The 25137-nt window shown below is 67.0% G+C and carries 22 protein-coding genes; 12 read left to right on the top strand and 10 right to left on the bottom strand.

Annotated features, from left to right (window positions below; genetic code table 11):
- Positions 1-2 precede the first annotated feature (2 nt).
- The 3 genes from HYG77_RS12800 (at position 3) to HYG77_RS12810 (ending at position 4841) form a co-directional block, all read left to right on the top strand.
- Positions 3-2669, top strand: coding sequence for a LuxR C-terminal-related transcriptional regulator (locus HYG77_RS12800; RefSeq protein ID WP_244461297.1), 2667 nt, complete (start codon positions 3-5; stop codon positions 2667-2669).
- Positions 2670-2779: 110 nt separating this feature from the next.
- Positions 2780-3007 carry a hypothetical protein gene (locus HYG77_RS12805; protein WP_208962841.1) on the top strand — a complete coding sequence of 76 codons (228 nt, stop codon included), beginning with the start codon at positions 2780-2782 and terminating at the stop codon, positions 3005-3007.
- Positions 3008-3059: 52 nt separating this feature from the next.
- Positions 3060-4841 (top strand): serine/threonine-protein kinase PknD, encoded by a 1782-nt coding sequence (locus tag HYG77_RS12810; RefSeq protein WP_208962842.1) that lies wholly within the window; start codon positions 3060-3062, stop codon positions 4839-4841.
- Between the two features lie 41 nt (positions 4842-4882).
- Here HYG77_RS12810 and HYG77_RS12815 read toward each other — a convergent pair whose 3' ends face one another.
- A complete protein-coding gene (locus HYG77_RS12815) occupies positions 4883-5218 on the bottom strand; it encodes a WhiB family transcriptional regulator (RefSeq protein ID WP_109326306.1) in 336 nt (111 codons plus the stop codon).
- Positions 5203-6207 (bottom strand): ROK family glucokinase, encoded by a 1005-nt coding sequence (locus tag HYG77_RS12820; protein ID WP_109326304.1) that lies wholly within the window; start codon positions 6205-6207, stop codon positions 5203-5205. Before HYG77_RS12820 ends, HYG77_RS12815 begins: the two co-directional genes overlap by 16 nt.
- 146 nt (positions 6208-6353) lie before the next feature.
- Between HYG77_RS12820 and HYG77_RS12825 the strand changes: the two genes are divergently transcribed.
- Positions 6354-7559, top strand: coding sequence for a low temperature requirement protein A (locus tag HYG77_RS12825; RefSeq protein WP_208962843.1), 1206 nt, complete (start codon positions 6354-6356; stop codon positions 7557-7559).
- Between the two features lie 42 nt (positions 7560-7601).
- Here the strand turns inward: HYG77_RS12825 and HYG77_RS12830 are convergent, their stop codons facing one another.
- Entirely contained in the window at positions 7602-9014 is a 1413-nt protein-coding gene (locus HYG77_RS12830; protein ID WP_208962844.1) for a hypothetical protein, read from the bottom strand.
- Between the two features lie 19 nt (positions 9015-9033).
- Between HYG77_RS12830 and HYG77_RS12835 the strand changes: the two genes are divergently transcribed.
- From HYG77_RS12835 to HYG77_RS12850, 4 genes are read left to right on the top strand one after another with little or no spacing between them, the layout of a single operon-like run.
- Positions 9034-9840 carry an S-methyl-5'-thioadenosine phosphorylase gene (locus HYG77_RS12835; RefSeq protein ID WP_208962845.1) on the top strand — a complete coding sequence of 269 codons (807 nt, stop codon included), beginning with the start codon at positions 9034-9036 and terminating at the stop codon, positions 9838-9840.
- Positions 9837-10904 carry an NAD-dependent epimerase/dehydratase family protein gene (locus tag HYG77_RS12840; RefSeq protein ID WP_208962846.1) on the top strand — a complete coding sequence of 356 codons (1068 nt, stop codon included), beginning with the start codon at positions 9837-9839 and terminating at the stop codon, positions 10902-10904. Before HYG77_RS12835 ends, HYG77_RS12840 begins: the two co-directional genes overlap by 4 nt.
- The gene (locus tag HYG77_RS12845; RefSeq protein ID WP_208962847.1) at positions 10897-11571 is read left to right on the top strand and encodes a glycosyltransferase family 2 protein; all 675 of its coding nucleotides are present in this window, start codon (positions 10897-10899) and stop codon (positions 11569-11571) included. Before HYG77_RS12840 ends, HYG77_RS12845 begins: the two co-directional genes overlap by 8 nt.
- Entirely contained in the window at positions 11568-12245 is a 678-nt protein-coding gene (locus HYG77_RS12850; RefSeq protein ID WP_109326298.1) for a DUF2064 domain-containing protein, read from the top strand. The genes HYG77_RS12845 and HYG77_RS12850 overlap by 4 nt, the downstream gene beginning before the upstream one ends.
- On the opposite strand, the gene HYG77_RS12855 is transcribed toward HYG77_RS12850, so the two are convergent.
- The 3 genes from HYG77_RS12855 to HYG77_RS12865 form a co-directional block, all read right to left on the bottom strand.
- Positions 12242-13390, bottom strand: a complete 1149-nt coding sequence (locus HYG77_RS12855; RefSeq protein ID WP_208962848.1) for an alpha/beta hydrolase — start codon at positions 13388-13390, stop codon at positions 12242-12244. The genes HYG77_RS12850 and HYG77_RS12855 overlap by 4 nt on opposite strands.
- A gap of 37 nt (positions 13391-13427) precedes the next feature.
- Positions 13428-14321 carry a phosphatase PAP2 family protein gene (locus tag HYG77_RS12860; protein WP_208963368.1) on the bottom strand — a complete coding sequence of 298 codons (894 nt, stop codon included), beginning with the start codon at positions 14319-14321 and terminating at the stop codon, positions 13428-13430.
- 153 nt (positions 14322-14474) lie between these two features.
- The gene (locus HYG77_RS12865) at positions 14475-15266 is read right to left on the bottom strand and encodes a crotonase/enoyl-CoA hydratase family protein (RefSeq protein ID WP_109326296.1); all 792 of its coding nucleotides are present in this window, start codon (positions 15264-15266) and stop codon (positions 14475-14477) included.
- 79 nt (positions 15267-15345) lie between these two features.
- On the opposite strand from HYG77_RS12865, the gene HYG77_RS12870 reads away from it, so the two are divergent.
- Genes HYG77_RS12870 through HYG77_RS12880 form a run of 3 tightly spaced genes read left to right on the top strand, consistent with a single transcriptional unit; the run spans position 15346 to position 18610 of the window.
- Complete coding sequence (locus HYG77_RS12870; protein WP_109326295.1) at positions 15346-15957, top strand: TetR/AcrR family transcriptional regulator; 612 nt, start codon at positions 15346-15348, stop codon at positions 15955-15957.
- On the top strand, positions 15954-17591 hold the full coding sequence (locus tag HYG77_RS12875) for an acyl-CoA dehydrogenase family protein (protein WP_208962849.1): 1638 nt from the start codon (positions 15954-15956) through the stop codon (positions 17589-17591). The genes HYG77_RS12870 and HYG77_RS12875 overlap by 4 nt, the downstream gene beginning before the upstream one ends.
- Positions 17588-18610 (top strand): crotonase/enoyl-CoA hydratase family protein, encoded by a 1023-nt coding sequence (locus tag HYG77_RS12880; protein WP_208962850.1) that lies wholly within the window; start codon positions 17588-17590, stop codon positions 18608-18610. Before HYG77_RS12875 ends, HYG77_RS12880 begins: the two co-directional genes overlap by 4 nt.
- A 64-nt stretch (positions 18611-18674) precedes the next feature.
- Here HYG77_RS12880 and HYG77_RS12885 read toward each other — a convergent pair whose 3' ends face one another.
- The 3 genes from HYG77_RS12885 to HYG77_RS12895 form a co-directional block, all read right to left on the bottom strand.
- Positions 18675-18974, bottom strand: a complete 300-nt coding sequence (locus HYG77_RS12885) for a DUF4193 domain-containing protein (RefSeq protein WP_109326292.1) — start codon at positions 18972-18974, stop codon at positions 18675-18677.
- A gap of 428 nt (positions 18975-19402) precedes the next feature.
- Entirely contained in the window at positions 19403-21790 is a 2388-nt protein-coding gene (locus HYG77_RS12890) for a glutamate--cysteine ligase (protein ID WP_109326291.1), read from the bottom strand.
- 10 nt (positions 21791-21800) lie between these two features.
- A complete protein-coding gene (locus tag HYG77_RS12895) occupies positions 21801-21992 on the bottom strand; it encodes a hypothetical protein (RefSeq protein ID WP_109326290.1) in 192 nt (63 codons plus the stop codon).
- A gap of 110 nt (positions 21993-22102) precedes the next feature.
- Between HYG77_RS12895 and HYG77_RS12900 the strand changes: the two genes are divergently transcribed.
- The gene (locus HYG77_RS12900; RefSeq protein WP_208962851.1) at positions 22103-23113 is read left to right on the top strand and encodes an LLM class flavin-dependent oxidoreductase; all 1011 of its coding nucleotides are present in this window, start codon (positions 22103-22105) and stop codon (positions 23111-23113) included.
- Between the two features lie 6 nt (positions 23114-23119).
- Here HYG77_RS12900 and ggt read toward each other — a convergent pair whose 3' ends face one another.
- Complete coding sequence (gene ggt / locus HYG77_RS12905; protein ID WP_208962852.1) at positions 23120-25105, bottom strand: gamma-glutamyltransferase; 1986 nt, start codon at positions 25103-25105, stop codon at positions 23120-23122.
- Between the last annotated feature and the right edge of the window lie 32 nt (positions 25106-25137).

Below are 25137 nucleotides of genomic sequence, written 5' to 3' on the forward strand. Positions count from 1 at the left end.
CGGTGCAGCGAGAATTGGGGGTCGGCGTGACGGCAGTACATTTCGGCGAGTTTCATTCGAGCATCCGAATACCTTCGGGTGCGGTGGGCCGAACGGTCACCCGCACCAGATTGCACAACCTCCTAACAGATGCCCTGACCAGCGAAGTTCACCCCTATCCCGTCGTCCTCGTGTGTGCGCCCGCCGGATCGGGCAAGACCCGACTGGCCGCCGACTGGGCATCCGAAGTTCTGGCGGGCGTGGATTCCCCGACCATCGCGTGGATCACGATCGAAGAACGCTACAACGACATCGGCGTCATCCACCGCGCCATTCTGCGGGCACTGAACGAAACCGGAAATCCTCGGCTGCGCGCGTTGTGTGACCGCCTCGACCCCGATTCACCCGACCTCGGTGCGCACATGTCCGCGGATCTGGGTGAACTCGGGGAGAACCTTTGGATGGTGATCGACGACGCTCATCTGCTCCTCGACACCGACATACTGAACGACCTCGAGTCGTTCATGCGTTGGCAACCGCCGATGCTCCGGACAATCATTTGCGGACGATTCGAGCCCCCACTCGCGTTGCAGCGACTTCGGCTGGACGGCAAGCTTTTCACCGTCACGGCACGCGATCTCGCCTTCACCGCCGAGGAGGCTGCCGCGATGCTCACCGAGCACGATGTGCGGCTCGATCCCGGCGACCTCGACGCCCTGATGGAGCGCACCGAGGGTTGGGCAGCCGGAATCCGTTTAGCAGGAATGTCTTTGGAAGGTCATTCCGATCCCAGTCGGTTGATCGCCGAGTTCTCCGGTAATCGACGAGCGGTCGCCGACTATCTCATCGAGGAAGTTCTCGCCGGCCAGACCGACGAGATGCGCGACTTCCTTCTCCGCACCTCCGTGCCCGCATCGTTCACAACCCACTTCGCGGAGATCCTCACCGGCTGCACCGACGCGCACGACAAGGTGGATTGGCTCGAACACCACAACTTTCTGATCAACCGAATCGACGGCTCCCCGACGGAGTATCGGTACCACCCGCTGCTGCGTAGCTATCTGCGGGCGGAGATCAGCCGCGTCGGACACGTCGAGGTGGAGCATCTCGAACTCACCGCCGCGCACTGGCACGCGGAGTTCGGGGATGCGCTGGTGGCGCTCGAACATGCGGTCAACTCGGGCGACCACGATGCGATTGTCGCGCTGCTCTCCCGGACGTCGCTGTCGCTGATCGTCGGGGGTCACGGTGAGGCGGTCGATCGTCTCCTCACGCGGGCGCCGCGAACCACCCAGGAGCATCCGTCGGCGCGCTTGATCCGCGCGGCGGCGGCGCTGGCCGCGGGCAACGTTCCCGTGGCGCGGTCCACGCTCGACGTTCTCGACCGCACACGGACAGAGGCGGTGATCGACAAAACGGATCCGCGACGGCACCTGCTGCTTCGGGAGTCGCTCCGCGTGCAGACCGCCGTTCAGACCGGCGACATCGACGACGCGCTGACCCGGCTGCGGTCGGTGGGACCGGAATCGACAGGCGAATCAGAACTGGACGCGTTCGTACTTCTTCAGGAAGGCAGGGCGCTACTGTTCCTCGGCCGAACCGGGGAGTCGGAGCACGTGCTCGGGAAGGCGCTGGCTCATGCCCGCCTCGCCGATGCGTCGCTCACCGTCATGTACTGCCTCGGCTCTCTCGCGGCCCTCGCCATGTCGAGAGGTGAGGTAGTTCGTGCCGCCGCCCTCGTGAGCGAGTCGCTCAGAATCGGAGCGGAGCAGTCCGCCACAGACAATCCGACGTTCCACCTGGTGCGATTGGTCGATTCATGGTGCCGTTATGTCCGTCTCGACGACGACGCCGCGCGGATCGCCGCCGAATCGGCCGTAGTTCTGCACCGCGAGAACGCCGGAACCGCAACGTTCGCGGATGGCGCCGCGGTGTTGTTCGGACTGGACGGGTCGGACCATCGACACAGTGCGGTGACCACGCTCCATGCGCACAGCCCTGTCTCGTCGTCGATCCCCGTGCCGCCGGGTATCCGGGCGGTGTTGCTGCCGGCGATCCAGTACGCGTACCTCACCGCCGGCGAGGTCGGGTGGGCACACGAGCTCGCGGCGGACGCGCGGACCCTGATCGGATCGACCGGTGACACGGCGGTCCTCGACGCCATCGTTCATGTCCACTCCCACCGTCTCGATCAGGCCCGCAAAACCCTGCAACCCGTGCTGGACGGCACAGTGGTGTGCGCGGCGGGCACCAATCTGATTGCGGCGTGGTTGGTCGACACGGCAATAGCGCTTGCCCGCAAGCATGATTCGCGGGCGCACAGTGCCCTCACCGAGGCGCTCCGCCTGGCCGAGCCCGATTCGGTGCTGCGTCCGTTCCACGACTGCGGACCACAGATCCGAGAATTACTGATCCGGAGCACCGGGCGGTTCGGGGTGCTCGAGACTTTCGTGGAGCGGCTACGCGCGTCGTTTCCACGGTCCGGAACCGCGGCGTCCGACATGCTGACTCCCCGCGAACTGGAACTGCTCGTGGAGCTTCCGTCGTGGCGCACGGCGGAGCAGATCGCCACCGACCTGTGCGTGTCCGTGAACACCGTGAAGACCCACTTGCGCGGGATCTACCGCAAATTCGGGGTCACCTCGCGACGTGACGCCATCGCGGCAGCGCAACAGGCCGGCTTGCTCTGAGCGCGATTCACCACTTGCGGGTGAGGCGCGCCGGTGTCTTTCGAGTCACCCTTGATTCACTGGCTGACCGCTGGTCGACGGACTGCCCATCCGCGAATGAAGGAGCCGCCGTGGAGCACTCGACCTGGCCCGACAACGTCAGGTACGCCTTCCTGATCAGCGGCACCTTGTCCGAGCGGGTCATCGCGGCTTTCCCGGAGTTGGACGTATCGGGTGTGACAACAGGTGACACCACGCTGTACGGCCGGGTCGACAGCCCGACGGACCTGCGGGGGATGCTGGCCCGTTTCGACGCGCTGGGATTGACCGTCATCGAGATGCGGCGGCTACCGGACTGACCCGGGGTCGGGGTTCAATGGGTGGAGGGACCCGGGAGGCGGTGAAGCCGATGTGAGTGGCGAGTTCGAACCGGGCACGGTATTTGCCGGCTACGTGATCGAACGGGTTCTGGGACGAGGCGGCATGGGCACCGTATACCTCGCTCAGCATCCGAACCTGCCACGCAAGGTCGCCCTCAAATTGCTGGACTCGGTGTGGGCGAGCGACGAGTACGTCCGCTCACGCTTCGAGTCGGAGGCCGACCACGCCGCAAAACTCGAACACCCGAACATCGTGACGATTCACGACCGCGGCCGGGAGCGTGGCCGGTTGTGGATCGCGATGCAGTACGTTCCCGGCGTCGATGCGCGGAAAGCCCTCGCGTCCGGCGGACTGGATGTCGCGCGGGCGATGCGCATCGTGTCCGAAACCGGGAACGCCCTCGACCATGCACACAGGGCCGGGATTTTGCATCGCGATGTGAAGCCCGCCAACATCCTGCTTGCCGAAGGTGATCCCGAACGGATCCTGCTGGCCGATTTCGGCACCGCGAAGGCGCTGGACGAAACACATCAGCTGACCCGGACGGGGATGCTCGTCGCGACGTTGCATTACGCCGCACCCGAGCAGATCGAGGGTGCGAGACTCGATCACCGGGTCGACATCTACGCGCTGGGATGCACGTTCTTCCACCTTCTGACCAACGAACCGCCGTATCCGGGCACCACGGCCTCCGCAGTGATGCACGGTCATCTGAACGGTCCGATCCCGAAGCCGAGCAGGGTGCGGCCGGACCTGCCCGCCGGATTCGACGATGTCGTCGCGCGGGCGATGGCCAAGGACCGTGACGACCGGTATTCGAGTTGCCGTGAGTTCAGCGACGCGATCGACGCCGCATCACGCAGCGCACCCGCCCTCGCCCCCGGCCCGTCCCGGCCCGTCGATCCTGCGGCAACCACCCATGTCAGCGGCGGGACGCTCACCGAGACCGTCCCGGCGCCGAGGCGCCGGCCGTGGTGGCGCAAACCGGTGGCGGTGACCACGGCCCTGGCCGGCGCCGTGCTCCTGGCCGGTGTCGCGTTCTTCGCATGGCCGGACGAACAGCCGACAAGCGAGCAGGTGGTCCTTCCGATCACCGGCCTGGCGAGTCCTGCGGGGCTCGCGGTCAGCGACGCCGGGGACCTGTACATCGCGGACAGCTCGGCCAAGCAGGTTGTGCGGGTGCACGCCGGCTCCGGACAGCAAACCGTCCTCCCGTTCACCGGACTCGCGGTGCCGCAGGGCGTCGCCGTCAGTGCTTCCGGTGACGTGTACGTCTCCGATCTGGTGACCAACACGGTGACACTGCTGCACGACGACACCGCGTTGCCGCTGCCGTTCACCGGTCTGAACCAGCCGTTCGGCGTCGCGGTGGGGCCGGACGGAACCGTGTATGTCGCCGACACGCTGAACAACCGGGTGGTGTCACTGCACGACGTCACGGCGAGCCCCGCCGAGGTACCGCTCACGGTGATCGGCCCGTTCACCGTGGCCGTCGACAAGCAGGGTGACCTCTATGTGGGCACCCCGAACAAGGTTCTGGCGTGGAACGCGGCCACCCGCGCGCAAAGCTTTCTGCCCCTCACCGACCTGCAGAGCGTGGGCGGGGTGGCCGTCGACGACAACGGGACGGTGTACGCCATCGACCAGAACCACCACCGCGTGCTGCGACTTCGGGCCGGCTCGGACGAACAGGAAGTTCTGCCGTTCACCGGACTCAGTGAACCCGAGGGCATCGCCGTGTCGAACCGTGGCGACGTCTATGTCGCGGATACCGACAACGGCCGGGTACTCATGCTTCCGGCCGGCAACTGAGGCCGAAGAGCATTAGGCGTGGCGCTTAAGATCGAACGGCATCAGGCGTGGCGCGCCAGATCGAGGCCGAACGATTCTGCGACGGCGTCGTCCACCCGGCCCTGGTGGTTGGCGAGGAGTTCTTCGCGTTCGTGCGCGGCGAGCCCACCCCAGATTCCATACGGTTCACCCACCCTGAGTGCATGCTCGCGGCACTCGACCAGCACCGGACAGCCGCGGCAGGTTTGTTTGGCGCGGAAATCACGCAGTTCGCGTGCCCGGCCGCGTTCACGGTCGGGGTGGAAGAAGTGTGACGATTCGTAGCCGCGGCACGCGGCATCTCGTTGCCAGTCCCACACTTCGGCGACCGGAACGGGAAGACTCAGCCGATTGGACATTGCACTCCTCCAGATACTTGTGAGCCGTCATGAGCGAGCCCGAGCAGGTGCTCGCGAGCCAGGTCGGCGGCGCCGACGATGCCGACGTTCGCGCCGAGTTCGGCCAGTCGGACTTCGGCGACAGGCCGGTGTGCGCGTCCGGTCAGGCGGTTCTCGAACGCGGCTGCGGCAGGGGCCCGAAGTAGTTCGCCTGCTTCACACACCCCTCCGCCGATGATGAAGAGGTCGGGATCGAAGAACGCGGCGATGTCCGCCATGCCGTGTCCCAGCCAGGAGCCGATCTCCCGAAAACACGCGAGCGCCGCTGCGTCGCCGTGCTGTGCTGCGGCGGTCACGTGGTGTCCGGTGATGGCCTCGGCGCGTCCACCTGCGCGGGCCAGGAGTTCCGCGGCGAATGCGGGTGAGACCACCGCGAGGTCCTGCGCCTCCCGCACGAGCGCACGCCCGCTGGCGTAGCGCTCCCAGCATCCGTTGTTCCCGCAACCGCAGCGGCGGCCGTGCGGTTCGACATTGAGGTGACCGAACTCCGCAGCCACTCCGAAGCGTCCGCGGTGCAGAACGCCGTCCACGACGATGCCGCCGCCGATTCCGGTTCCGACCGTGAGCACGACAACGGTGCGACCGGTGCGTCCGGCCCCGAATCGCGCCTCGCCCCAGGCTGCGGCGTTGGCGTCGTTCTCGACGATGGTCGGCAGTCCGCAGGAGGCCTGGACGACTTCACCCAGAGGCTCGTTGCGCCAGGCGAGGTTCGGGGCGAAGAGCACGGTGCTGAGGTCGGCGGCCACGAAACCGGCCGCGCCGATACCGACCGCCTGCACGGGATACGTGGCCGCCAGTTCGCGGACGAGCTCGGCGATGGCGTTTTCGACCTCCCGCGCATCGTGGGACGGGGTGTGCCGGCGCTCCATCCGGTGGATGGCTCCGTCGCCGTCCACGACTCCGGCCGCGATTTTCGTGCCACCCACGTCGATGCCGATCGTCAGAGCCATGATTCCTGTCCTCCATACGAGTGAGCGGTGTCACGCTGACAGTAGAGGAACTTACGACCGACATCAATACATACTTTCGTCTTTCTACGAACAAAGCGGGTTCAGCCCGACTTCCGCGCTTTCCTACGAAGTGGCACCATTCATCCGTGACCTTCGCCCATCGTCTGCGTCCGCGCCTCGTCCAGGAGCGCGAGTCGGTTTCGACGCTCGAGCTGTTCTTCGACCTCGTGTTCGTGTTCGCGATCACTCGCGTCACCGATTTCATGGCGGACGACCCCACTGGGGTCAATCTGCTGCGCGGCTCGCTGGTGATCGCCGTTCTGTGGTGGAGCTGGGTGGGATACGCGTGGATCTGCAACCTCGTGCGTGCCGACGAAGGGGTCGTGCGGGTGGTGATGTTCGGTGCGATGGGTGGCGTCTTCATCACCGCGCTGACCATCCCCGAAGCATTCGACGATATGGCCGGTGGGCTGGACGGGCCCGTCGTCTTCGCCCTCGGCTACTTCGCGGTGCGGGCCTTACATCTGTTGATGTTCTGGGTGATCAGCCGCGACGATCCCCAGCTCCGCGGACAGGTGCTCCGATTCACGCCGAGCATGCTGATCGGCACCACATGCCTCCTGATCGCCTCGCAGCTCACCGGGACCGCGCAGACAGTGATGTGGTTCCTGGCCCTCGCCGGTGACTACATCGGCACCCTCATCGGGGGAACCGGGTGGCGGCTGCGATCGGTCGCCCATTTCGCGGAACGGCACGGACTCATCATCATCGTCGCTCTGGGTGAATCAATCGTGTCGATCGGCATCGGCGTCGCGGACCTCCCGATCTCCTGGGCCATCATCGTGGCGTCGCTGCTCGGCCTCGCGGTGTCGGGGCTGCTGTGGTGGTCGTATTTCGATGTAACGTCCCTGGCCGTGGAGCACGCGTTCGAACGAGCCACAGGTGCCCGTCAGATCCAGATCGCCCGCAACTGCTACAGCTTCCTACACCTTCCGATGGTGATCGGCGTCGTCATGCTGTCGCTGGGACTGAAGAAGATCCTGTCGTACGTCGGCGACGGCAACCATCACCGGCTGACAGACCCTCTGTACGGCTGGCCGCTGATCGCACTGTTCGGTGGCGCCGCGCTCTACCTGCTCGCGCTGGTGTGGTTCAAGGCGTACGCCACCGGGTCGGTGACGGTGCCCCGGGTGGTCGCGGCGGTCATCCTGCTCGCACTGATCCCGCTCGCCTGGCACGTTCCCGCCCTCGCGACGCTGGGGATTCTCACCGCGGTCCTGCTCGCGCTGATCGGTTTCGAGATGATCCGCTACGACGAGCCCCGGGACCAGATTCGTCACGCCCACCCGTGAGCACTTGTTAACACTCCGCGGTGGATATGTACGCACGGGCTGTCACCAGTTGGTGAGAAATAGATGATTGACGGCCAGTGCGCCGACGGCCTGCAGCGCAAGCCAGAACCGGTGACTGCGCTGGGGCAACAGCGCGGGGGCGGCGAGCAGCCACACCGCGAACGGCAGCCAGATGCGTTCGGTTTCGGCTTTGCTCAGCGCGCTGAGGTCCGCGATCACCACGGCAAGCAGGGCGGCGACCACCAGCACGTTGACCGGGGACAGGTTCTTCAGCCGCGGCCACGCGAACACCCGAGGGAAGGCGCCGGGTACCGCCACTCCGACGGCGCAGACGAGGGAGGCGAAGTTCGCCCATGCCCAGTACCGGAATGGCCGATCCGACGCGATGCCCTGATAGTAACGTTCCTGCACCAATACATAGCCGTCGAACCACCAGAAGCCGTAACCAGTGAACACTGCCGCCACCGCAAGGGCACCGACCAACGCGCCGGCCAGCGGCCTCGCCGTGCGGGCGATCACCAGGACGGCCACCGCGGGCAGCGCCATCAGAACCAGCCCGTAACTGAGATAGATCCCGAATCCGAGCAGCACACCGCCACCGACCGCGGCTGTGGCCGGGAACCGGACCGCGCGCCGGGCCGACAGGGCGAGCAAGGCGATCCCCCACGCCACCACTCCCGCGAACAAGGCGTCCGCGGACACCGCCACCCAGATCGCGGTGGGCGCGAGCATGATGAACGGGGCCGCACGCCGAGCCATCGACTCGTCGCCCAGCGCCCGGATGGTGACGATCACGGCAGCGGCCGCGCTCGCTCCGACCACGACACACAACGCCGAGGCCCAGGTGCCGCCGCCGAGGCCGATCCGGTCGAGCCAGACGAACGTCAGGAGCGCACCCGGCGGATGCCCCGACACGTGGGTGGTCCACGAGTCGGGTTGGTTGTCCAGAATCCGTTCCTTGAAGCCGCGCATCGTCGCCGGGATGTCGGTGATCCGGGGAACCTCGTGCAGATACTCGTCCTCGGACGTCAATCTGCGAACGAACCCGCGCTGCCAGCCGTCCACCATCGCCAGCGACATCGCCCATGCGGCGGAGACGAGCCACGCTCCCAGCGTGAGGTGCCGCCACGACAGCCGCGAGGCCAGGCCGGGACCCCACACCGCGACCGCCACCGCGAGCACGATCGCGACCGGGGTCCCCCAGCCGACGTGCACGTCGCGGAACCCGAACAGCGGAGCGGCGTCCGCGAAGTCCCGCACGCTCTCCGCCGACCGGTGAACAATCGCTGTCATCGTCTCGTTGCCCAGGCGCGGGACGACGAACGCCGCGGCGACGAGAAGCAGCGCGAGCCCGGCAGCCGTCAGATCCCGGTACGCGAAGCGCCGTCCCGCTGCTCGCTGCTCGGGTCCGATGACGTCATCTCCTTCGGCGAAAGTCGCACTCGCGCCCAGCATAACGACGGAGGATGTCTCTATGACCGCAATGAGTTCCACCGAACGCCCGCGTGCGGAGGTTGCCGTCATCGGCGGTAGTGGCTTCTATTCCTTTTTCGACGAGGGAACAGCGGAAGTCGAGCTCGTCACCCCCTATGGCAGCCCGAGCGCCCCCATCACGGTAGGCGAAGTGGACGGCAGGCGGGTTGCCTTCCTGCCGCGGCACGGTCGGCGTCACGAGTTCGCTCCCCACACGATCCCGTATCGCGCCAATCTGTGGGCGCTGCGCACCTTGGGTGTGCAGCGGGTGTTCGCGCCGTGCGCCGCCGGGAGCCTCCTCACAGACTGGGGTCCCGGAACGCTGGTGATCCCGGACCAGCTGGTCGACCGCACGAGTGGCCGCACCCAGACGTACTTCGATGGCGGCGGCATTCACGTGCAGTTCGCCGATCCGTACTGCGCCGACCTGCGCAAGGCGGCCCTGCGGACCGGCACGGTCGACGGTGGGGCGCTGGTGGTGGTCGAGGGCCCACGCTTCTCGACCCGGGCGGAAAGCCAGTGGTTCGCACGGCAGGGCTGGTCACTGGTGAACATGACCGGACACCCTGAGGCCGTTCTGGCCCGGGAGCTCGAGATGTGTTACGCCACCATCGCTCTGGTCACCGACCTCGACGCCGGGATCGATGCAGGGGACGGTGTGCGCGCCGTGGATGTGTTCGCGGAGTTCGAACGCAACCTCGGTTCCCTGACATCACTGGTTCACAAGGCGATCGCCGCTGCGCCGGAAGGTCCGTGCGACACCTGTCGCGTGCACGAGGGCGCGACCTTGCCGATCGAACTGCCATGACTTCTCGACGAGTACTGCTCACGGGCGCAGCAGGATTCATCGGTAGCCACGTCTCCACGGCTCTGCAGGATGCGGGACACGAGGTGGTGGCGGTGGACTCACTGCTGCCGTCCGCGCACGGCGCCGTCGCAGACATTCCGGACGGTGTTCGGCACATCGATGTCCGCGACCAGGAAGCCATCACCCGACTGCTGAACGGCATCGACGTGGTGTGCCACCAGGCCGCTGTGGTGGGGGCAGGAGTGGATGCGAGCGACGCCCCCGCATACGCCAGTCACAACGACTTCGGAACGGCAGTACTCCTGGCCGCGATGTACGAAACCAAGTGCACCCGAATGCTACTCGCGTCGTCGATGGTGGTGTACGGCGTCGGGCGCTATCGCAACCGGCGCGGCGAGGATGTCGAACCGGCACCACGCCGTAGGACCGATCTCGACGCGGGAGTGTTCGACCACGTCGATCCCGACACCGGGGAGCCGCTCGAGTGGGCCCTCGTGGACGAGGATGCGCCACTGCGTCCGCGTAGCTTCTATGCCGCAGGCAAGGTGGCCCAGGAGAATTACGCACTCGCCTGGTCGCTGGCCACGGGCGGATCCGTCACCGCGCTGCGCTACCACAACGTGTACGGCGACGGGATGCCTCGCGACACGCCGTATTCCGGTGTCGCGGCGATGTTCCGGTCGTCTCTCGACGCCGGCGAGCCACCTCGGGTGTTCGAGGACGGACGGCAGACACGGGACTTCGTCCACGTCCGGGATGTCGCGGCGGCGAACATCGCGGCACTCGACGCGGAGTTACCGGAATTTGCGGCGTTCAACGTGTGTTCGGGTCAGCCGATCACGATCGGTGAGGTGGCCACGACACTGGCTCGTTCCTGCGGCGGGCCCGAGCCTGTCGTCACCGGGAAGTATCGCCCCGGGGACGTCCGGCACATCGTGGCCGATCCGCGAGGAGCCGAGCGGGTGCTGGGGTTCCGAGCCCGGATCCGGCCACACGACGGACTCACCGCCTTCGCCCACGCACCGCTGCGCAACGCCCGGTCGGCGGGTTCTCCCCATGTTTGAGGGCGACACCATCTCTCCCGCGGACGTCACCGTGGTGATTCCCTGCATGAACGAGGCGGGATCGTTGCCGGGCGTACTCGCCGCGATCCCACCGGGTTACCGAGTACTTGTGGTGGACAACAATTCCACCGACGGAACCGCTGACGTCGCCCGGGCGCACGGTGCGTCCGTCGTCGCAGAAACCAGGCCCGGGTACGGCAGCGCCGTCCACGCGGGCGTGGAGGCCGCACGGACGCCGGTGGTGTGTGTGCTCGACGGCGACGGTTCGATGGACCCCCGCGAACTCCCCACACTCGTCGCGGCCGTGGAATCCGGTGCGGATCTCGCCGTCGGCCGCCGCCTCCCGGTCGAACGCGGCACCTGGCCACTGCACAGCCGGATCGGCAACGCCGTCGTCGCTGCCCGCCTCCGACGCCGCTACGATATCCCCATCCACGACCTGGGTGCGATGAGAGTAGTTCGGCGGCAAGCACTTCTCGACCTCGGTGTCGGCGACCGGCGTTCGGGTTACCCACTGCAGCTCCTCATTCTGGCCGGCCGCGCGCACTGGCGGATCACCGAATGTGACATCACCTACCGACCGCGCACCGCGGGGTCGTCGAAGGTGTCGGGGTCGGTCCAGGGCACGCTGCGCGCCGTCCACGACTTCTGGAGGGTGATGCGGTGAGCATCGGCGTGGCCGTTCTCGTGGTCGCGAAGGCTCCGGTACCGGGGTTCGCGAAGACGCGCCTCGCCCGGGAGATCGGCAACGCCGCGGCCGCAGACCTGGCGGCGGCGTCACTGCTGGACACTCTCGACGCGGTCACCTCGACCGAAGTCGCCCATCGTGTCGTGGCCCTGACCGGTGATCTCGCGCGGGCGACGCGGAGCAGAGAGATCACGGCAGCGCTGAAGGGCGTCACCGTCCTCGAACAGCGCGGCGGCAGTTTCGCAGAACGCCTGGTCAATGCCCACGCCGACACCTTCACGATGACCAAATCACCGGTTCTGCAGATCGGGATGGACACGCCGCAGGTCACCGCGCATCTGCTCGGCGATGCGGCCGCCCTACTTGCCGACGAGGCACCGACGTGCGTGCTCGGGCCCGCCGAGGACGGCGGCTGGTGGGCTCTGGGCGTACCCGACCCCGGGGTCGCGGAAGTGATCCTCCCGGTGCCGACGTCGAGTTCCGAAACCGGACGGCAGACCTACGAGGCGCTGATCGCCGCGGGCGCGTCGGTGCGCCTGCTACCGACCTTGCGCGACGTCGATCACGCCGCCGATCTCGGACCCGTCGCCGCGCAATGTGCACTGGGAAGCCGCTTCCGCACCTGTGAGTACTTATTAACATTCCGCGGTTAATAAGTACGCACGGGTGGGGACGGGAGGAGCGACCGGAGGAACGGTGCGATCCGGTTCTCGATGGCCGCGTTGTAGGCGGCAGGTTGCTGGATGGGGTTGGCGTGCCCGATCCCGTCGAGCTTCGCGACGAGCAGCGTGCCGTCCACGCCGCCGGACTGCTCGACGAGTATGCGTTGGGTGTAGTCGACGTCGACCACGGGATCGAATCGACCGTCCCGCGGGCGAACGAAAACGACTGCCGGCAGGGGTTTCCCATCCCGCTCCACGGCAAGCGACTTCAGATTGTCGATGGCACCCGAGGCGACGATCACCTTGAACTGGGACTCGATCAAGCCGTTGCTGGCGGCATCGTCCGAGAACACCTTGTCGTGCAGGACCTCCTCGACGACGCTGCCGAGAGCGGACAGGTCGACACGCGGGTACCAGGAGTTGCTGTCGAGGAAGTGGTCCTTGCGGGCGGCTGTTTCGACGAGCACGCGAAGGCTCCTGCTCTCCCGCGCGCCCGGCAACCAGCCGATCCACCGCAGCATGTCCTCCCCGGCGTCGCGCGCATCTCCCCGGACGGCGTGCAGATCGACGGGCGTGCAGTCGAGAACGACCCCTGCCAGCACGGTGTCGGTGTCCTCGTAGATGTGCTGAGCCACCTCCAGCGCGACCACCCCACCCATGCTGTGCCCCGACAGGATGATGTTGTCGGTTCCCGTGGCGGCGGCATGGTCGACGATCAGGTCGCTGATCACCTTGGTGTCGATACCGCTGTTGTCATATTCCACTGCCCACACCTGCCCGAGGTCGGTGTAGGCCCCGAGCGACCGTGCCGTATCCGTGGCGTCGACGTTGCCCAGCCCGACCATGTCGACCACGGCTGTGCGCTGATCGGCCGGATTCTTCGCCTCGTAGACGTCGTGGACGGCGGGCACGGTCTGGGCCAGCCGCTCCCTCTCAGGATGCACGTCCTGGACCCAATATTGCCCACCGACGATGAGCACGGGCACCATCGACAGTCCGAGCCACATCAGCATTCGGCGAGTGCGGCCGAAGCGGTGCCACGAGTGCCCCGGGCGGGATCGGCGCAACTGCATTTTCCGTCGGGCATCACTCCAGTCGCCGACGGTGGACGGGGGGCGAGGGACGTACTGTTGCATCTCTTCCGACGGTACGCGTGCCGGTTTTCTACGGTGGTCACGCAGCGAGGGAGACGTCGGTGCGTTCCCCTGCCCCGCGCAGTCCGACCCGCCCCTCCCACATCCTGCACAGGACGATGGCGAGTCCGACGCAGGCCCAGCCGGCGAGCACGTCCACCACATAGTGTTCGCCGCCGTAGACGAGCGCGAACGCCATCGCCAGTGGGTACAGCACGAGTGGAATACGTAGCCACCACCTGGAGGCGAGCGGCCACAACGCGATCGCGACCAGGAAAGCGAACCCGGCGTGCAGCGAGGGCATTGCCGCCACCGGATTGCCTTGTGTCTCCAGCCACCGCGTGCTCACGTCCAGCGGGACGATGCCGAATCCGAAGCCGGCAACCCTGCCCACGGGAACATCGATCGCGCCCACCTCGGCCGCGAACCACGGCGGCGCGGCCGGCAGCAGGATGTAGGTGGTCAATCCGAGGTACGAGAGCACCAGCACCCGCCTCATGTATTTCGCCCAGATCGGCCGGGAGTATGCGTAGAAGACCGCCGCCACCAGCCACGGCACCAGGAAATGACTGGTGTAGACGATGCCGGTGAGCAGAGTCCACCACGGTGGCACACCGTGCGGCCCGAGCAGATGGTCCTGCAACCAGACCGTTGGAATCGTGCCGCCGAACAGCCAGCTCTCCGCGGTGACCAGTTCCGTGACGCGGATGGGCATTCCGAGTTCGTCGGCGACCCCCCGGCTGAGGTCGTACACCACCAGCGCGGCAATGAGCGGGAGCCAATCGGTCAGTACCTTCAGGTGTTCACGCCAGCCGCGGTCGATGGTGAAGGCAATCAGCCCGGCGATGATCCAGGCGGCCTGATAGAGACGATCGGTGGGCAGGCCGACGAACCAGACGACCAGCACCAGCGCCGACAGGTACGAGAACCACACCACCTGCCGCAGTCGAATCCTGCGCCGCGACGTTTCCACGGACTCGGTCGGTGCGGCCCGGAAGAACTGCTCCTTTACCCAGTCGTTCACGTGCACCCCACCTTCGAGCCCGGTTAATCGATGCTACGCACCTGTCATCGTCACCGGGCTCGGTCAGGAGCGATCCGCCTCGGGCGTGTCGAACGATCCGTGCCGCCCCGCGCCGGCGGCGAACCGCGACGCACCCTCGACTGTTCCGTTCGCCAACGAGGTTGCCCCGTGGCGTAGTTCCGCCAGGAGCGCGATCTCCTCGGAAAGGCCGTGCTGTTCGAGGACCGACAGCCGGTCTTGCCGCATGCACACCTGCGGGAAGACAGCGATGTCGGCGGCGAGTTGCTCCGCCGCCGAAAGCGCGTCACCGGCCGGGACCTTCCGGTTGATCAGCCCGATCAGAAGGGCTTCGTCGGCGTCGACGGAACGGCCGGTGAGAATCAGATCCATCGCGCGACTCTCACCGATGAGCCGCGGGAGGCGAACCGTTCCCCCGTCGATCAGGGGGACACCCCAACGACGGCAGTAGACCCCGAAGATCGCGTTCTCGTCGGCGACCCGCAGGTCGGCCCACAGTGCCAATTCGAGTCCACCGGCCACGGCATGACCCTCGACCGCGGCGACGACGGGCTTGGACAGCCTCATGCGGGACACCCCCATCGGGGCGTCACCGTCCGGGGCGACCCGGTTACCCCGGCCTGCGCTGATCGCCTTCAGGTCTGCCCCTGCGCAGAACGTCCCGCCCTCACCGTGCAGAACTGCGACGGAGGCGTCTTCGTCGCGGTCGAACTCGCGGAAGGCGTCGGCGAGTGCCTCGGCGGTGGGCCTGTCCACCGCGTTGCGCACTTCCGGCCGATTGAGACTGATCGTCGTGACCGGGCCGTTCCGTCGGACGAGTACCACGTCGGAAGCCATCGGGTGCGCCTTTCCTCGCTGGTCCGGCCGACGTTAGCACCCTTGACGGAAGAACGGAACGGGTGTTCACTTCTTCAATATGGCCTATCGGCGCACTCCTGCCGTCCAGGAAAGACTGGACGCCCTCCGTACCACCCTGATCGACTCGGCACTCGGGTTGATCGCCCGGCACGGCTACGCAGGGTGCTCCATCTCGGCCGTCGCAGCCGAGGCAGGAGTGGGCACCGGCACCGTCTACCGACACTTCGCGAACAAGGGTGAATTGTTCGCCGAGGTCTTCCGGATCGTGTGCAGCCGCGAGGTGAGCGCTGCCGTCCAGGCCGGCAACTCCGCGCAATCCACCGAAGGGCGCTATGTCGCAGCCGTGTCGGCCTCTGTGCACACCTTCGCCGAACGCGCCCTGCGCGCACCGACACTCGCCTACGCACTACTCGTCGAACCCGTCGACCCCCAGGTGGACACGGAGCGGCTGCTGTTCCGTGAATCGTTCCGCGATGCACTGGCAGTCGCCATCGCCGCCGCCGTCGAGGCCGGGGAAATCCCGGATCAGGATGCGTCGGTGACCGCGGCCTGCATCGTCGGGGCCATCGGTGAGGCCCTGATCCTGCCACTGGCCCGCGGAGCCGGCGACTCCGCCATCGTCCCCGCTCTGCTCACTTTCACCCTTCGATCTCTCGGGAGCCCGACATGACCGCCACGCACGAGGTTTTCAATCAGGTGCCACCCCTCACCGACTTCGATGCGGCCTACTACCCGCCGATACTCGAAGCGCTGCAACGGGAGGGCGCCCACGACGCGCTCGAAGAACTCCACGACCTCGGGCGGCTGGCGGGCAGCGAGGAAGCGCAGCGGTGGGGCGACCTCGCCGAAGCACACCCACCCGTGCTGCGGACGCACGATCGTTACGGTCACCGCATCGACGAGGTGGAGTACGACCCGTCGTATCACCGGCTGATGACCACCGCTGTCGAGATGGGGTTGCACGGCAGTCCGTGGGCGGATCCGAATCCACATGCTCACCTGATCAGAGCGGCGAAGATGGCGGTATGGGGACAGGTCGACGCCGGGCACGGCTGCCCGATCTCCATGACCTACGCCGTCGTTCCCGCGTTGCGCCACAACCCCGAACTCGCCGCACGATACGAACCCCTGCTCACCTCCCGCGTCTACGACCCGGTGTTGCGTCCGCCCCTCACCAAGGCCGGGCTGATCGCCGGTATGTCGATGACGGAGAAGCAGGGCGGCTCCGACGTCCGCGCGGGCACCACCCGCGCGGTGCCACAGTCCGATGGCAGCTACCTGCTGACCGGGCACAAGTGGTTCACCTCCGCGCCGATGTCGGACCTGTTCCTGGTCCTCGCGCAGGCCCCGGGCGGCCTGTCGTGTTTCCTGCTTCCCCGCGTCCTCCCGGACGGTGGCCGGAACCGAATGCACCTGCAGCGCCTCAAGGACAAGCTCGGCAACCACTCGAACGCGAGTGGTGAGGTGGAGTACGACGAGGCCGTGGCGTGGCTCGTCGGTGAGGAAGGCCGCGGTGTCCGAACCATCATCGAGATGGTCAACATGACCCGCCTCGACTGCACGATCGGGACTGCCACCGGCATGCGGGTCGGCACCGCGCAGGCAGCGCACCACGCCGTGCACCGCAGCGCGTTCGGCGCCCATCTGGTCGATCAGCCCCTGATGCGAAATGTGCTCGCCGACCTGGCGGTGGAGTCGGAGGCGTCCACCACGGTCGCACTGTGGCTGGCCGCACTCACCGACCGCGCGACGGCCGGTGACGAACAGGCGACGATGCTGCGCCGGATTTCCCTGTCGGTGAGCAAATACTTCGTCTGCAAACGCGGGCCGATCCATGCGGCGGAAGCCCTGGAATGCCTCGGCGGCAACGGTTACGTCGAGGAGTCGCGGATGCCGCGGCTGTATCGCGAGGCGCCCCTGTTGTCGGTGTGGGAGGGCTCCGGCAACGTTGCCGCCCTCGACACCCTACGGGCGATGGCGAAACAACCGGAGTCGCTGCAGGTGTTCTTCGACGAACTCGACTCCACTGCCGGAGTCGATTCCCGGCTCGATACCGCGATCGCCGAGCTGAAGTCGAGTTTCGGTGACCTGGACAGCCTCGAGCACCGCGCCCGCCGGGTCGTCGGCGACATGGCACTCGCTCTGCAGGCTTCACTCCTCGTCCGCTACGGACATCCGGCGGTGGCCGACGCCTTCTGCGTCAGCAGGTTGTCGGGAGACTGGGGCACCGTGTTCGGGACACTCCCGACGGGCATCGACACCGCGGCGATCATCGACCGCGCCACCCCCAAGGTGGGGTCGTGACCGACTACGAGAACCACGCCGGCATGCGTCCCGGCGCGTGGCGGGAAGGCTGGGACGAGGGAGCCGATTCGCTGTTCGCGGACCGGGAACAGGCCGAGGACCACACCGAGTACCGCACGCTCACCTACGAGGTGACCGGGCGGATTGCGCGGATCACCTTCAACCGGCCGGAGCACGGCAATGCCATCACCGCGGACACCCCGCTCGAGCTCGCCGCCACCGTCGAACGGGCCGACCTCGATCCCCGCGTCCACGTCATCCTGCTGTCGGGACGCGGGAAGGGGTTCTGCGGCGGGTACGACCTCGGAGTGTTCGCCGAGAGCGGCGGCGATCCGGGAGACGGACCGGACAGGACCACCGGCACGGTGCTCGATCCGATGGTGCAGGCACGCAATCACAATCCGTTCGGCCACTGGGATCCGATGGCGGATTACGCGATGATGAGCCGTTTCAATCGTGGGTTCGCGAGCCTGCTCCATTCGAACAAACCGACCGTCGCGAAGCTGCACGGCTTCTGCGTGGCGGGCGGCACCGACATCGCCCTGTACTGCGACCAGATCATCGCGGCCGACGACACGAAGATCGGCTACCCCCCGACCAGGGTGTGGGGGGTGCCTGCCGCCGGGATGTGGGCGCACCGCCTCGGCGATCAACGGGCCAAGCGATTACTGCTGACCGGTGATTGCCTGAGCGGAAAGCAGGCAGCCGAGTGGGGGCTGGCGGTGGAGTCTGCTCCCGCCGAGGAATTGGACCAGCGCACCGAGGATCTCGTCGGCCGGATCGCTCAGATGCCGATCAATCAACTGATGATGGTCAAGCTCGCCTTGAACAGCGCTCTCCTAGCCCAGGGGGTGGCCAACTCGGGCATGATCAGCACCGTGTTCGACGGCGTGTCCCGGCACACCCGCGAGGGATACGCGTTTCAGTTGCGTTCGGCCACCGCAGGATTCCGCGAGGCCGTTCGGGAACGGGACGAACCGTTCGGTGACCACAAGCGGCGACAGTTCGATCAGCCGTAGGCGCTGTGCCCGCGCGAACGACGAACGTGAGTGCCGAAGTACGGCACTTCGGCACTCACCTGTCTCACGCGCAGTCGCGGCAGATCAGCTGGCCACCCTCGTCCGAGGCGAGACGGGAACGATGGTGCACCAGGAAGCAGCTACTACAGGTGAACTCGTCGGCCCGTTTCGGAACGACCCGTACCGTGAGTTCCTCACCGGACAAGTCTGCGCCGGGCAGTTCGAAGGACTCCGCCGTGTCGGCCTCTTCCACGTCGACGACGGAAGATTGCGACTCGTTCCTTCTCGTCTTCAGTTCTTCGAGCGAGTCCTCCGCGAGTTCGTCGTCGACGGTAACCCGTGGTGCGTCGTAGTCGGTTGCCATGACTTCCTCCCTTCGGCTCGGGTCTCCCCTGCCGGACATTCCCGCGCTTGCGGGGCATGGTTGCTAGACAACGCACCGGCTCCCGATTTTGTTCCCCAACCACCGGTCTATGTCATGCCGCTTGTGGTATGCCCGATCGGGGTACTCCTCAATCAGCCGACAGGAAAGTGATCGAGGCGATGACGAGCCACCGTGACGAGCCCCTGAACCGCGACCCGGGACCGGTGCCACCGGGGCCCGAACCTCCCGAGCCGGAACCACAGCCGCCGATACCGCCCACTCCGACGCCGCCTCATCCGTTCCCGCCGGAGCCCGGACCGGAACGTCCGCCCGAACCCGAGCGGCCACCCGAACCCGGACCCGGACCGCAGCCGCCCGGACCCCAACCACCCGACCCGATGCCGCCGTTCCCACCGCAGATGTAGGTCTCACTCGGTCTGATCGCCGAGCCGTGTCAGCGCCACCAGCGTGCGCAAACCGTGAATCATCGCGCGTTCGTCGAGCCGGAAACCGGGCTGGTGCAGTTCCTGACGTTCGCCGACGCCCTCCCAGACGCCGAGGCGGGCCATCGCACCGGGAACCTGCTCGAGGTACCACGCGAAGTCCTCCCCGCCGCTCGACTGCTCGGCTTCCGCGAGGTGATCGAACCCGACCACGGACTCGATCGCTTCCCGTAGGTCCGCCGTGCAGTCGGGGTCGTTGACCACGGGTGGCACGCCCTGCAGGTAGGAGAGCTCGTAGCGCACGTGGTAGGGGGCGAGTAGTTCGCCGATCGTGTCGGTGACCAGCGGCTCGAGGTTGGCCCAGGTCTCGTGGGACGCACTGCGGAGGGTCCCGACGAGTTCCCCCGACTCCGGCACGGAATTGCCCACCTGACCGGCGGACACCTTCCCCCAGGTGAGGACCGTCGCCGTACGGGCGTCGATGCGGCGGTCGAGCACAGAGGCCAGCCCGGTGATGAGTACCGCACCGGCGTGGATCAGATCGCCCGTCAGGTGCGGGCGCGCGGTGTGTCCACCCTGCGACCAGAGGCGCACGGTCACCGATGCGTTCGACGAGGTGATGGGACCGCTCCGGGTGGCGAGCTTCCCGACTTCGAGGTTCGGGTCGCAGTGCAGGGCGTAGATCTTGGAGACACCCTCCAGTGCGCCGGCGGCGATCGTGTCGACCGAACCGCCTGGCGTGGTTTCTTCCCCTGGCTGGAAGATCAATCGCACTCGGCACGTCGGTGGGTACTTGACGAGGACGGCGGCGGCGCCCATCAGCATTGCGGTGTGCGCGTCGTGACCGCAGGCGTGTGAAACCCCGGGCACAGTGGATTGGAATTCGAGACCGGTCGCCTCGGTAATCGGCAATGCGTCCAGGTCGGCGCGCAGGGCGATGCAGTGTTCCGTCTCGGGTCCGATATCGCACCACAGTCCGGTTCCACCGGGCATGAGGACGGGCTCCACACCGAGACTCGCAAGGTGATCGCGCACGACCCGAGTTGTTCGTCGCTCCTCGAACGACAGCTCGGGGTGGGCGTGGAGATCTCTACGCCACGCGAGCAGCTGCTGTTCGTCGAGTTCTCCCGACCCGGTCCAGGTCAGCTCGGATTCGCTGCCACGCCGGGCGAATCGCGCGGCCCAGCGCCTCCGCGGGCGGGTCGCCACGCTCGAGTGCGAGCGTCCCGCGTGCGCGCTCGGCACCAGGGTTTCGCCCTCGGGAAGCGGTGACACGCGGTCGGCCGTCTCGGCGAGAAGCTGGTCGACGACGTCGGTCAACCGATTCCGTCGTTGGAATGCTTGACGCTGACGGGCAGCCGAGCTTCCCGTCGCGAGGGCGGCGGCAGACAGTTCGCGGACGGTGTCCCAGTCACCTGTCTCCTCGAGCTGGGGTCTCAAGGAGCGCACGAAGTCCTCGACGATGTCCGCAGCGAGCCGCGAGCGCGGAACCGTGACGTCTACCAAGTCCGCTTCCAGGCCGGAACGCGCAGCCCGCCAGAGTGCCGCCCGGGTCATCGTCGAGACGACCTTCAGCCCCTTGTCGCCGGCCCGCAGACCTTGGACCTCCCGTTCGACGAGGGCGCGGAAGAGGGCCGCAACAAGGATGACCGTGTCGAGTCGCGGGCAGCTGTCACACACCCGCAGTTCCAGCGTCGGAAGCTTGGCCGAGGGGCGGATGTCGAAGTACGCCATGCCGGGGTCGCTGATCACGCCGCTCGACACCAGGTCGTCGATCAGGGTGTCGTACTCGGCGGCCGAGGAGACGGGCGCCGCCGGACCGGTACTCGGCCACCGCAACCACAGCAGGGTCCGCGCGCTCGCGTAACCGGTGTCCGAGCCGTCGGCCCGGAACGGAGAACTCACACTGAGCGCCAGGAAAACCGGCAGGTAGGGGGCGATGCGGTTGGCCACCTGGACGGCCTCGTCCCGGTCGGGCACATCGACATGCACCTGGGTGCCGCAAATCAGTTGTTCGCGGGCGAGCATCTGATAGTCGGCCAGCATGCGCTGGTAGCGCAGCGACCCTGTCACCTGCATCTCCGTCGGAAGGGCGAGTGGCATCGATCCGGCGGCCGCCACCCCGACACCGAGCCCCTCGGCCGCGTCGACGAGCAGCGAGCGGTGCCAGGCCAGGTCGGACCTGAGGTCGGCGAGGTCGGTGAACACACCACTGTTGACCTCCACCACACACCGCTGCAGCTCGTCGACGTAGGCGTCGTCGGGCAGTCGCGCCAGCAATTCCGGCGCACGGGTCGTCAGGCGCCGGGTCTTCAAGTCGATGAGGTGAAATTCTTCCTCGACGCCCAATTTCCTTGGGCTGCTGGCGAGCACGGTGGGGTCTCTACTGCTTCGATACGCCCTCGGTGTCATCGAAGAACGACCATTCGCCGTCGTGCTCGACTTCCATCCGCCACCCGAGTTCGCTGTTGTCGGCCCGGACATCGACGAACCACGCGTGCGCGTCGTCGGCTGCGTCGATTTCTCGGGTCTCTACCACGTCACCTTTGGGGTCGATTACTCGATAAGTCGCCATGGTGTCGGTATTCCCCGAGCGCGCCGATCCGAACCAACGTCGGAATATCCGGCAGGGTTCCGCCGTTACCACACTGATTGATAGTTCAACTATCTAGAAGGAGTGTAGCCATGGAACTCGGGTTGACGACATTCGCCGAGGTCGGCCCCGGTGAGACCGGAACCGTCTCACCACGGCAGCGCCTGAAGAACCTACTCGAGGAGGTCGTGCTCGCCGAGCAGGTCGGTCTCGACGTCTACGGCGTCGGGGAGCATCACCGAGCCGACTTCGCCGCGTCCGCGCCCGCCGTCGTGCTCGCCGCCGCAGCAGCGAAGACTTCCCACATCGCGTTGACCAGCGCGGTCACCGTGCTCAGCTCCGATGACCCGGTGCGGGTGTTCGAGGAGTTCGCCACCCTCGACCTCATCTCCGACGGTCGCGCCGAGGTGATGGCCGGTCGCGGATCCTTCACCGAATCGTTCCCCTTGTTCGGGTACGACCTCGCCGACTACGACGACCTGTTCGTCGAGAAGCTCGGGCTGCTCCTCGCACTCCGCGACTCCGAATCGGTGTCGTGGTCAGGACGATTCCGTCCGGCCTTGACCGATCAGCCGGTGTACCCGAGGCCCGAGCGCCCCCTGCCCGTGTGGGTCGGAGTCGGCGGCAACCCGGAGTCCGTGGTCCGTGCCGGGCTGCTCGGTCTCCCGATGGCGCTCGCGATCATCGGAGGCAAGCCGGCACGCTTTGCCCCGCTCGCCGAACTCCACAGGCGTGCGGTATCGGAGGGTGGTCACGAACCGCAGCCGATCGCCGTCCACGCCCACGGTTATGTCGCCGACACGGCCGAGCAAGCCGCCGACGACTTCTACCCGTCCTATGCCGCGGCCATGACCGGACTCGGTCGCGAACGCGGGTGGGCGCCGATGGATCGCCAGTCCTTCGACGCCATGCGGGGCCCCGGCGGCTCACTGATCGTCGGGAACCCCGAGCAGGTGGCGGAGAAGATCGTCGACATGCGGGAGACCCTCGGCATCGAGCGGTTCATGCTGCACCCCAGCGTCGGACCGCTGCCGCACGACAAGGTGATGCGCGCCATCGAACTCCTCGGCACCAAAGTCGCGCCACTCGTCGAACAGGAGTGACGTGCGCTAACCGGTACCGTCGCCCATCACTGCACCCTCGCGTCGGGGATCGGCGCCGCCGACCCACCCGGAGTCGACGCGTTGCAGTGCACTGAGCCCGCTCGACTGCGGAGCAACCGAGACCTGGTGGCCCATCGCCCGCAACTGGGCGATCAGCGGGTCATCGGCGCCGTCCCGGGCAGCATTGATGTTCGGATGTTCACCGCCCACCCCGGTCACCGGGGTGTTGGCGGCGCCGAAGTCGACTCCCGAGACGGCCTGCTGCGGGTTCATGCCCCAATCGAGCATGCCCACCAGTGTTTTCACGACGAACTGGATGATGACCGAGCCACCGGGTGAGCCCGCCACGAATTCGAGGTCACCTCGCGCGCCGTCGTCACCGAGACCGAAGACCAGCGTCGGGGCCATCGAACTGCGGGGCCGCTTCCCCGGCTCCACCCGGTTGGCCAGCGGCACACCGTCCGGTCCGACGGGTTGCGCCGAGAAATCGGTGAGCTGATTGTTGAGCACGAAACCTTCGGTCATGTGGAAAGCTCCGAACGCCGACTCCACCGTGGTGGTCATCGACGCGACGTTGCCGTACTTGTCCGCGATCGAAATATGACTGGTTCCGTGCTCCTTGTCCTGCGGCTGCACCCCGAGCGGCACCGGACCGAAGTCACCCGGCTTCGCGGTGCCCATGCTCTTGCCGGGATCGATGAGGTCGGCACGTTGCTTCAGGTAGTCGTCATTCAACAGCGTGTCCACCGAATTACCGGGCAGCGGAACGAAATCCGAGTCGGCCACATACTTGTCCCGGTCCGCGTACGCCAACCGCTCCGCCTCGGCGATGAGATGCACGGCCTCCGCCGTCGGTTTTCCACCATTGGCGTCGAGGTTCGTCGGCCCCACGGCGGACAGGTCGAAGTTCTCCAGAATGCCGAGGGTCGCCGCCACCGCCGTCCCCCCGGACGACGGGTTCGGCATACCGCAGACCTCGTGGTCTCGGTACGGCGTACACAGGGCCGTGCGCTTCTTCGCCTGGTAATTCGCGAGGTCGTCGAGCGTGATCTGGCCCGGGGTCCGTCCTCCCGAGGTCGTCGCCGTGGAGTCGACGATGCTCTGGGCGATCGCGCCGGTGTAGAAGGCATCGGCACCGCCCGAAGCGATGGCCCCCAGCGTTTTGGCCATCGCGGGATTCGTCAGCTTGGTGCCCGCCGCTTTGGGGCTGCCGTCCGGGTTCAGGAAGTACGCCTTCGACGCCTCGTCGATTGCCAGGTCGGGAGCCGAAGCGGCGATCTGTCCGGCCATGCGGGGGCTGATCTCGAAACCCTGATCCGCCAGGGAGACTGCGGGATCGAACAGTTCCCGCCACTCATTCCTGCCATGTTCACGATGTGCCAGCTCGAGCATCCGGACGACGCCGGGCACTCCGATCGACCGCCCACTCGCGCGCGCGTCGGGCTTCGGTTCGGTGCGGTCCGTGTCGCTGGTCCAGCGGAGATAATTCTCCGTCGCCGCCATCGGTGCGACCTCGCGTCCGTCGTACGCCTCGACACTGTTCTTCTCCGCGTCGTAGTAGAGGAGGAAAGCACCACCACCGATTCCCGACGACTGCGGTTCGACGATGCCGAGCACCGTTTGCGCGACGATCAACGCGTCGGCCGCGGTGCCCCCTTCGCGCAGAACGTCGCACGCCGCCTGTGTCGAAATCGGGTTGGCGGTCGACACCGCATACGACGCGGTATCGACGGGCACCATCCCGGAGCGATAGACCGTCGCGATCTCCGGATTGGTCGCGAGGTTCTGACTGGTCGGCGGCGCGCCCGCCGGCGGCGGAGCTTGCCCGGCGGGCGGCGCTGCGGCCGTCGTGCCGTTGGGAACATCGGCACAGGTGGCCGCGGGGTCGCTCGGTGGCGCCTCGTCCGACGAACACGCCGCCACCATGCCGGCGCAGAGTGCTGCCGCCAGCGTTGCCCGGATTCCGATGCCGACTCCTGCGCCACGACCCATCTCGAGACCCTAACGAAAACTCCGGCCTCGGG

The sequence above is a fragment of the Rhodococcus sp. ZPP genome (assembly GCF_017656075.1).
In the GTDB taxonomy this organism is placed as follows: domain Bacteria; phylum Actinomycetota; class Actinomycetes; order Mycobacteriales; family Mycobacteriaceae; genus Rhodococcus_F; species Rhodococcus_F oxybenzonivorans.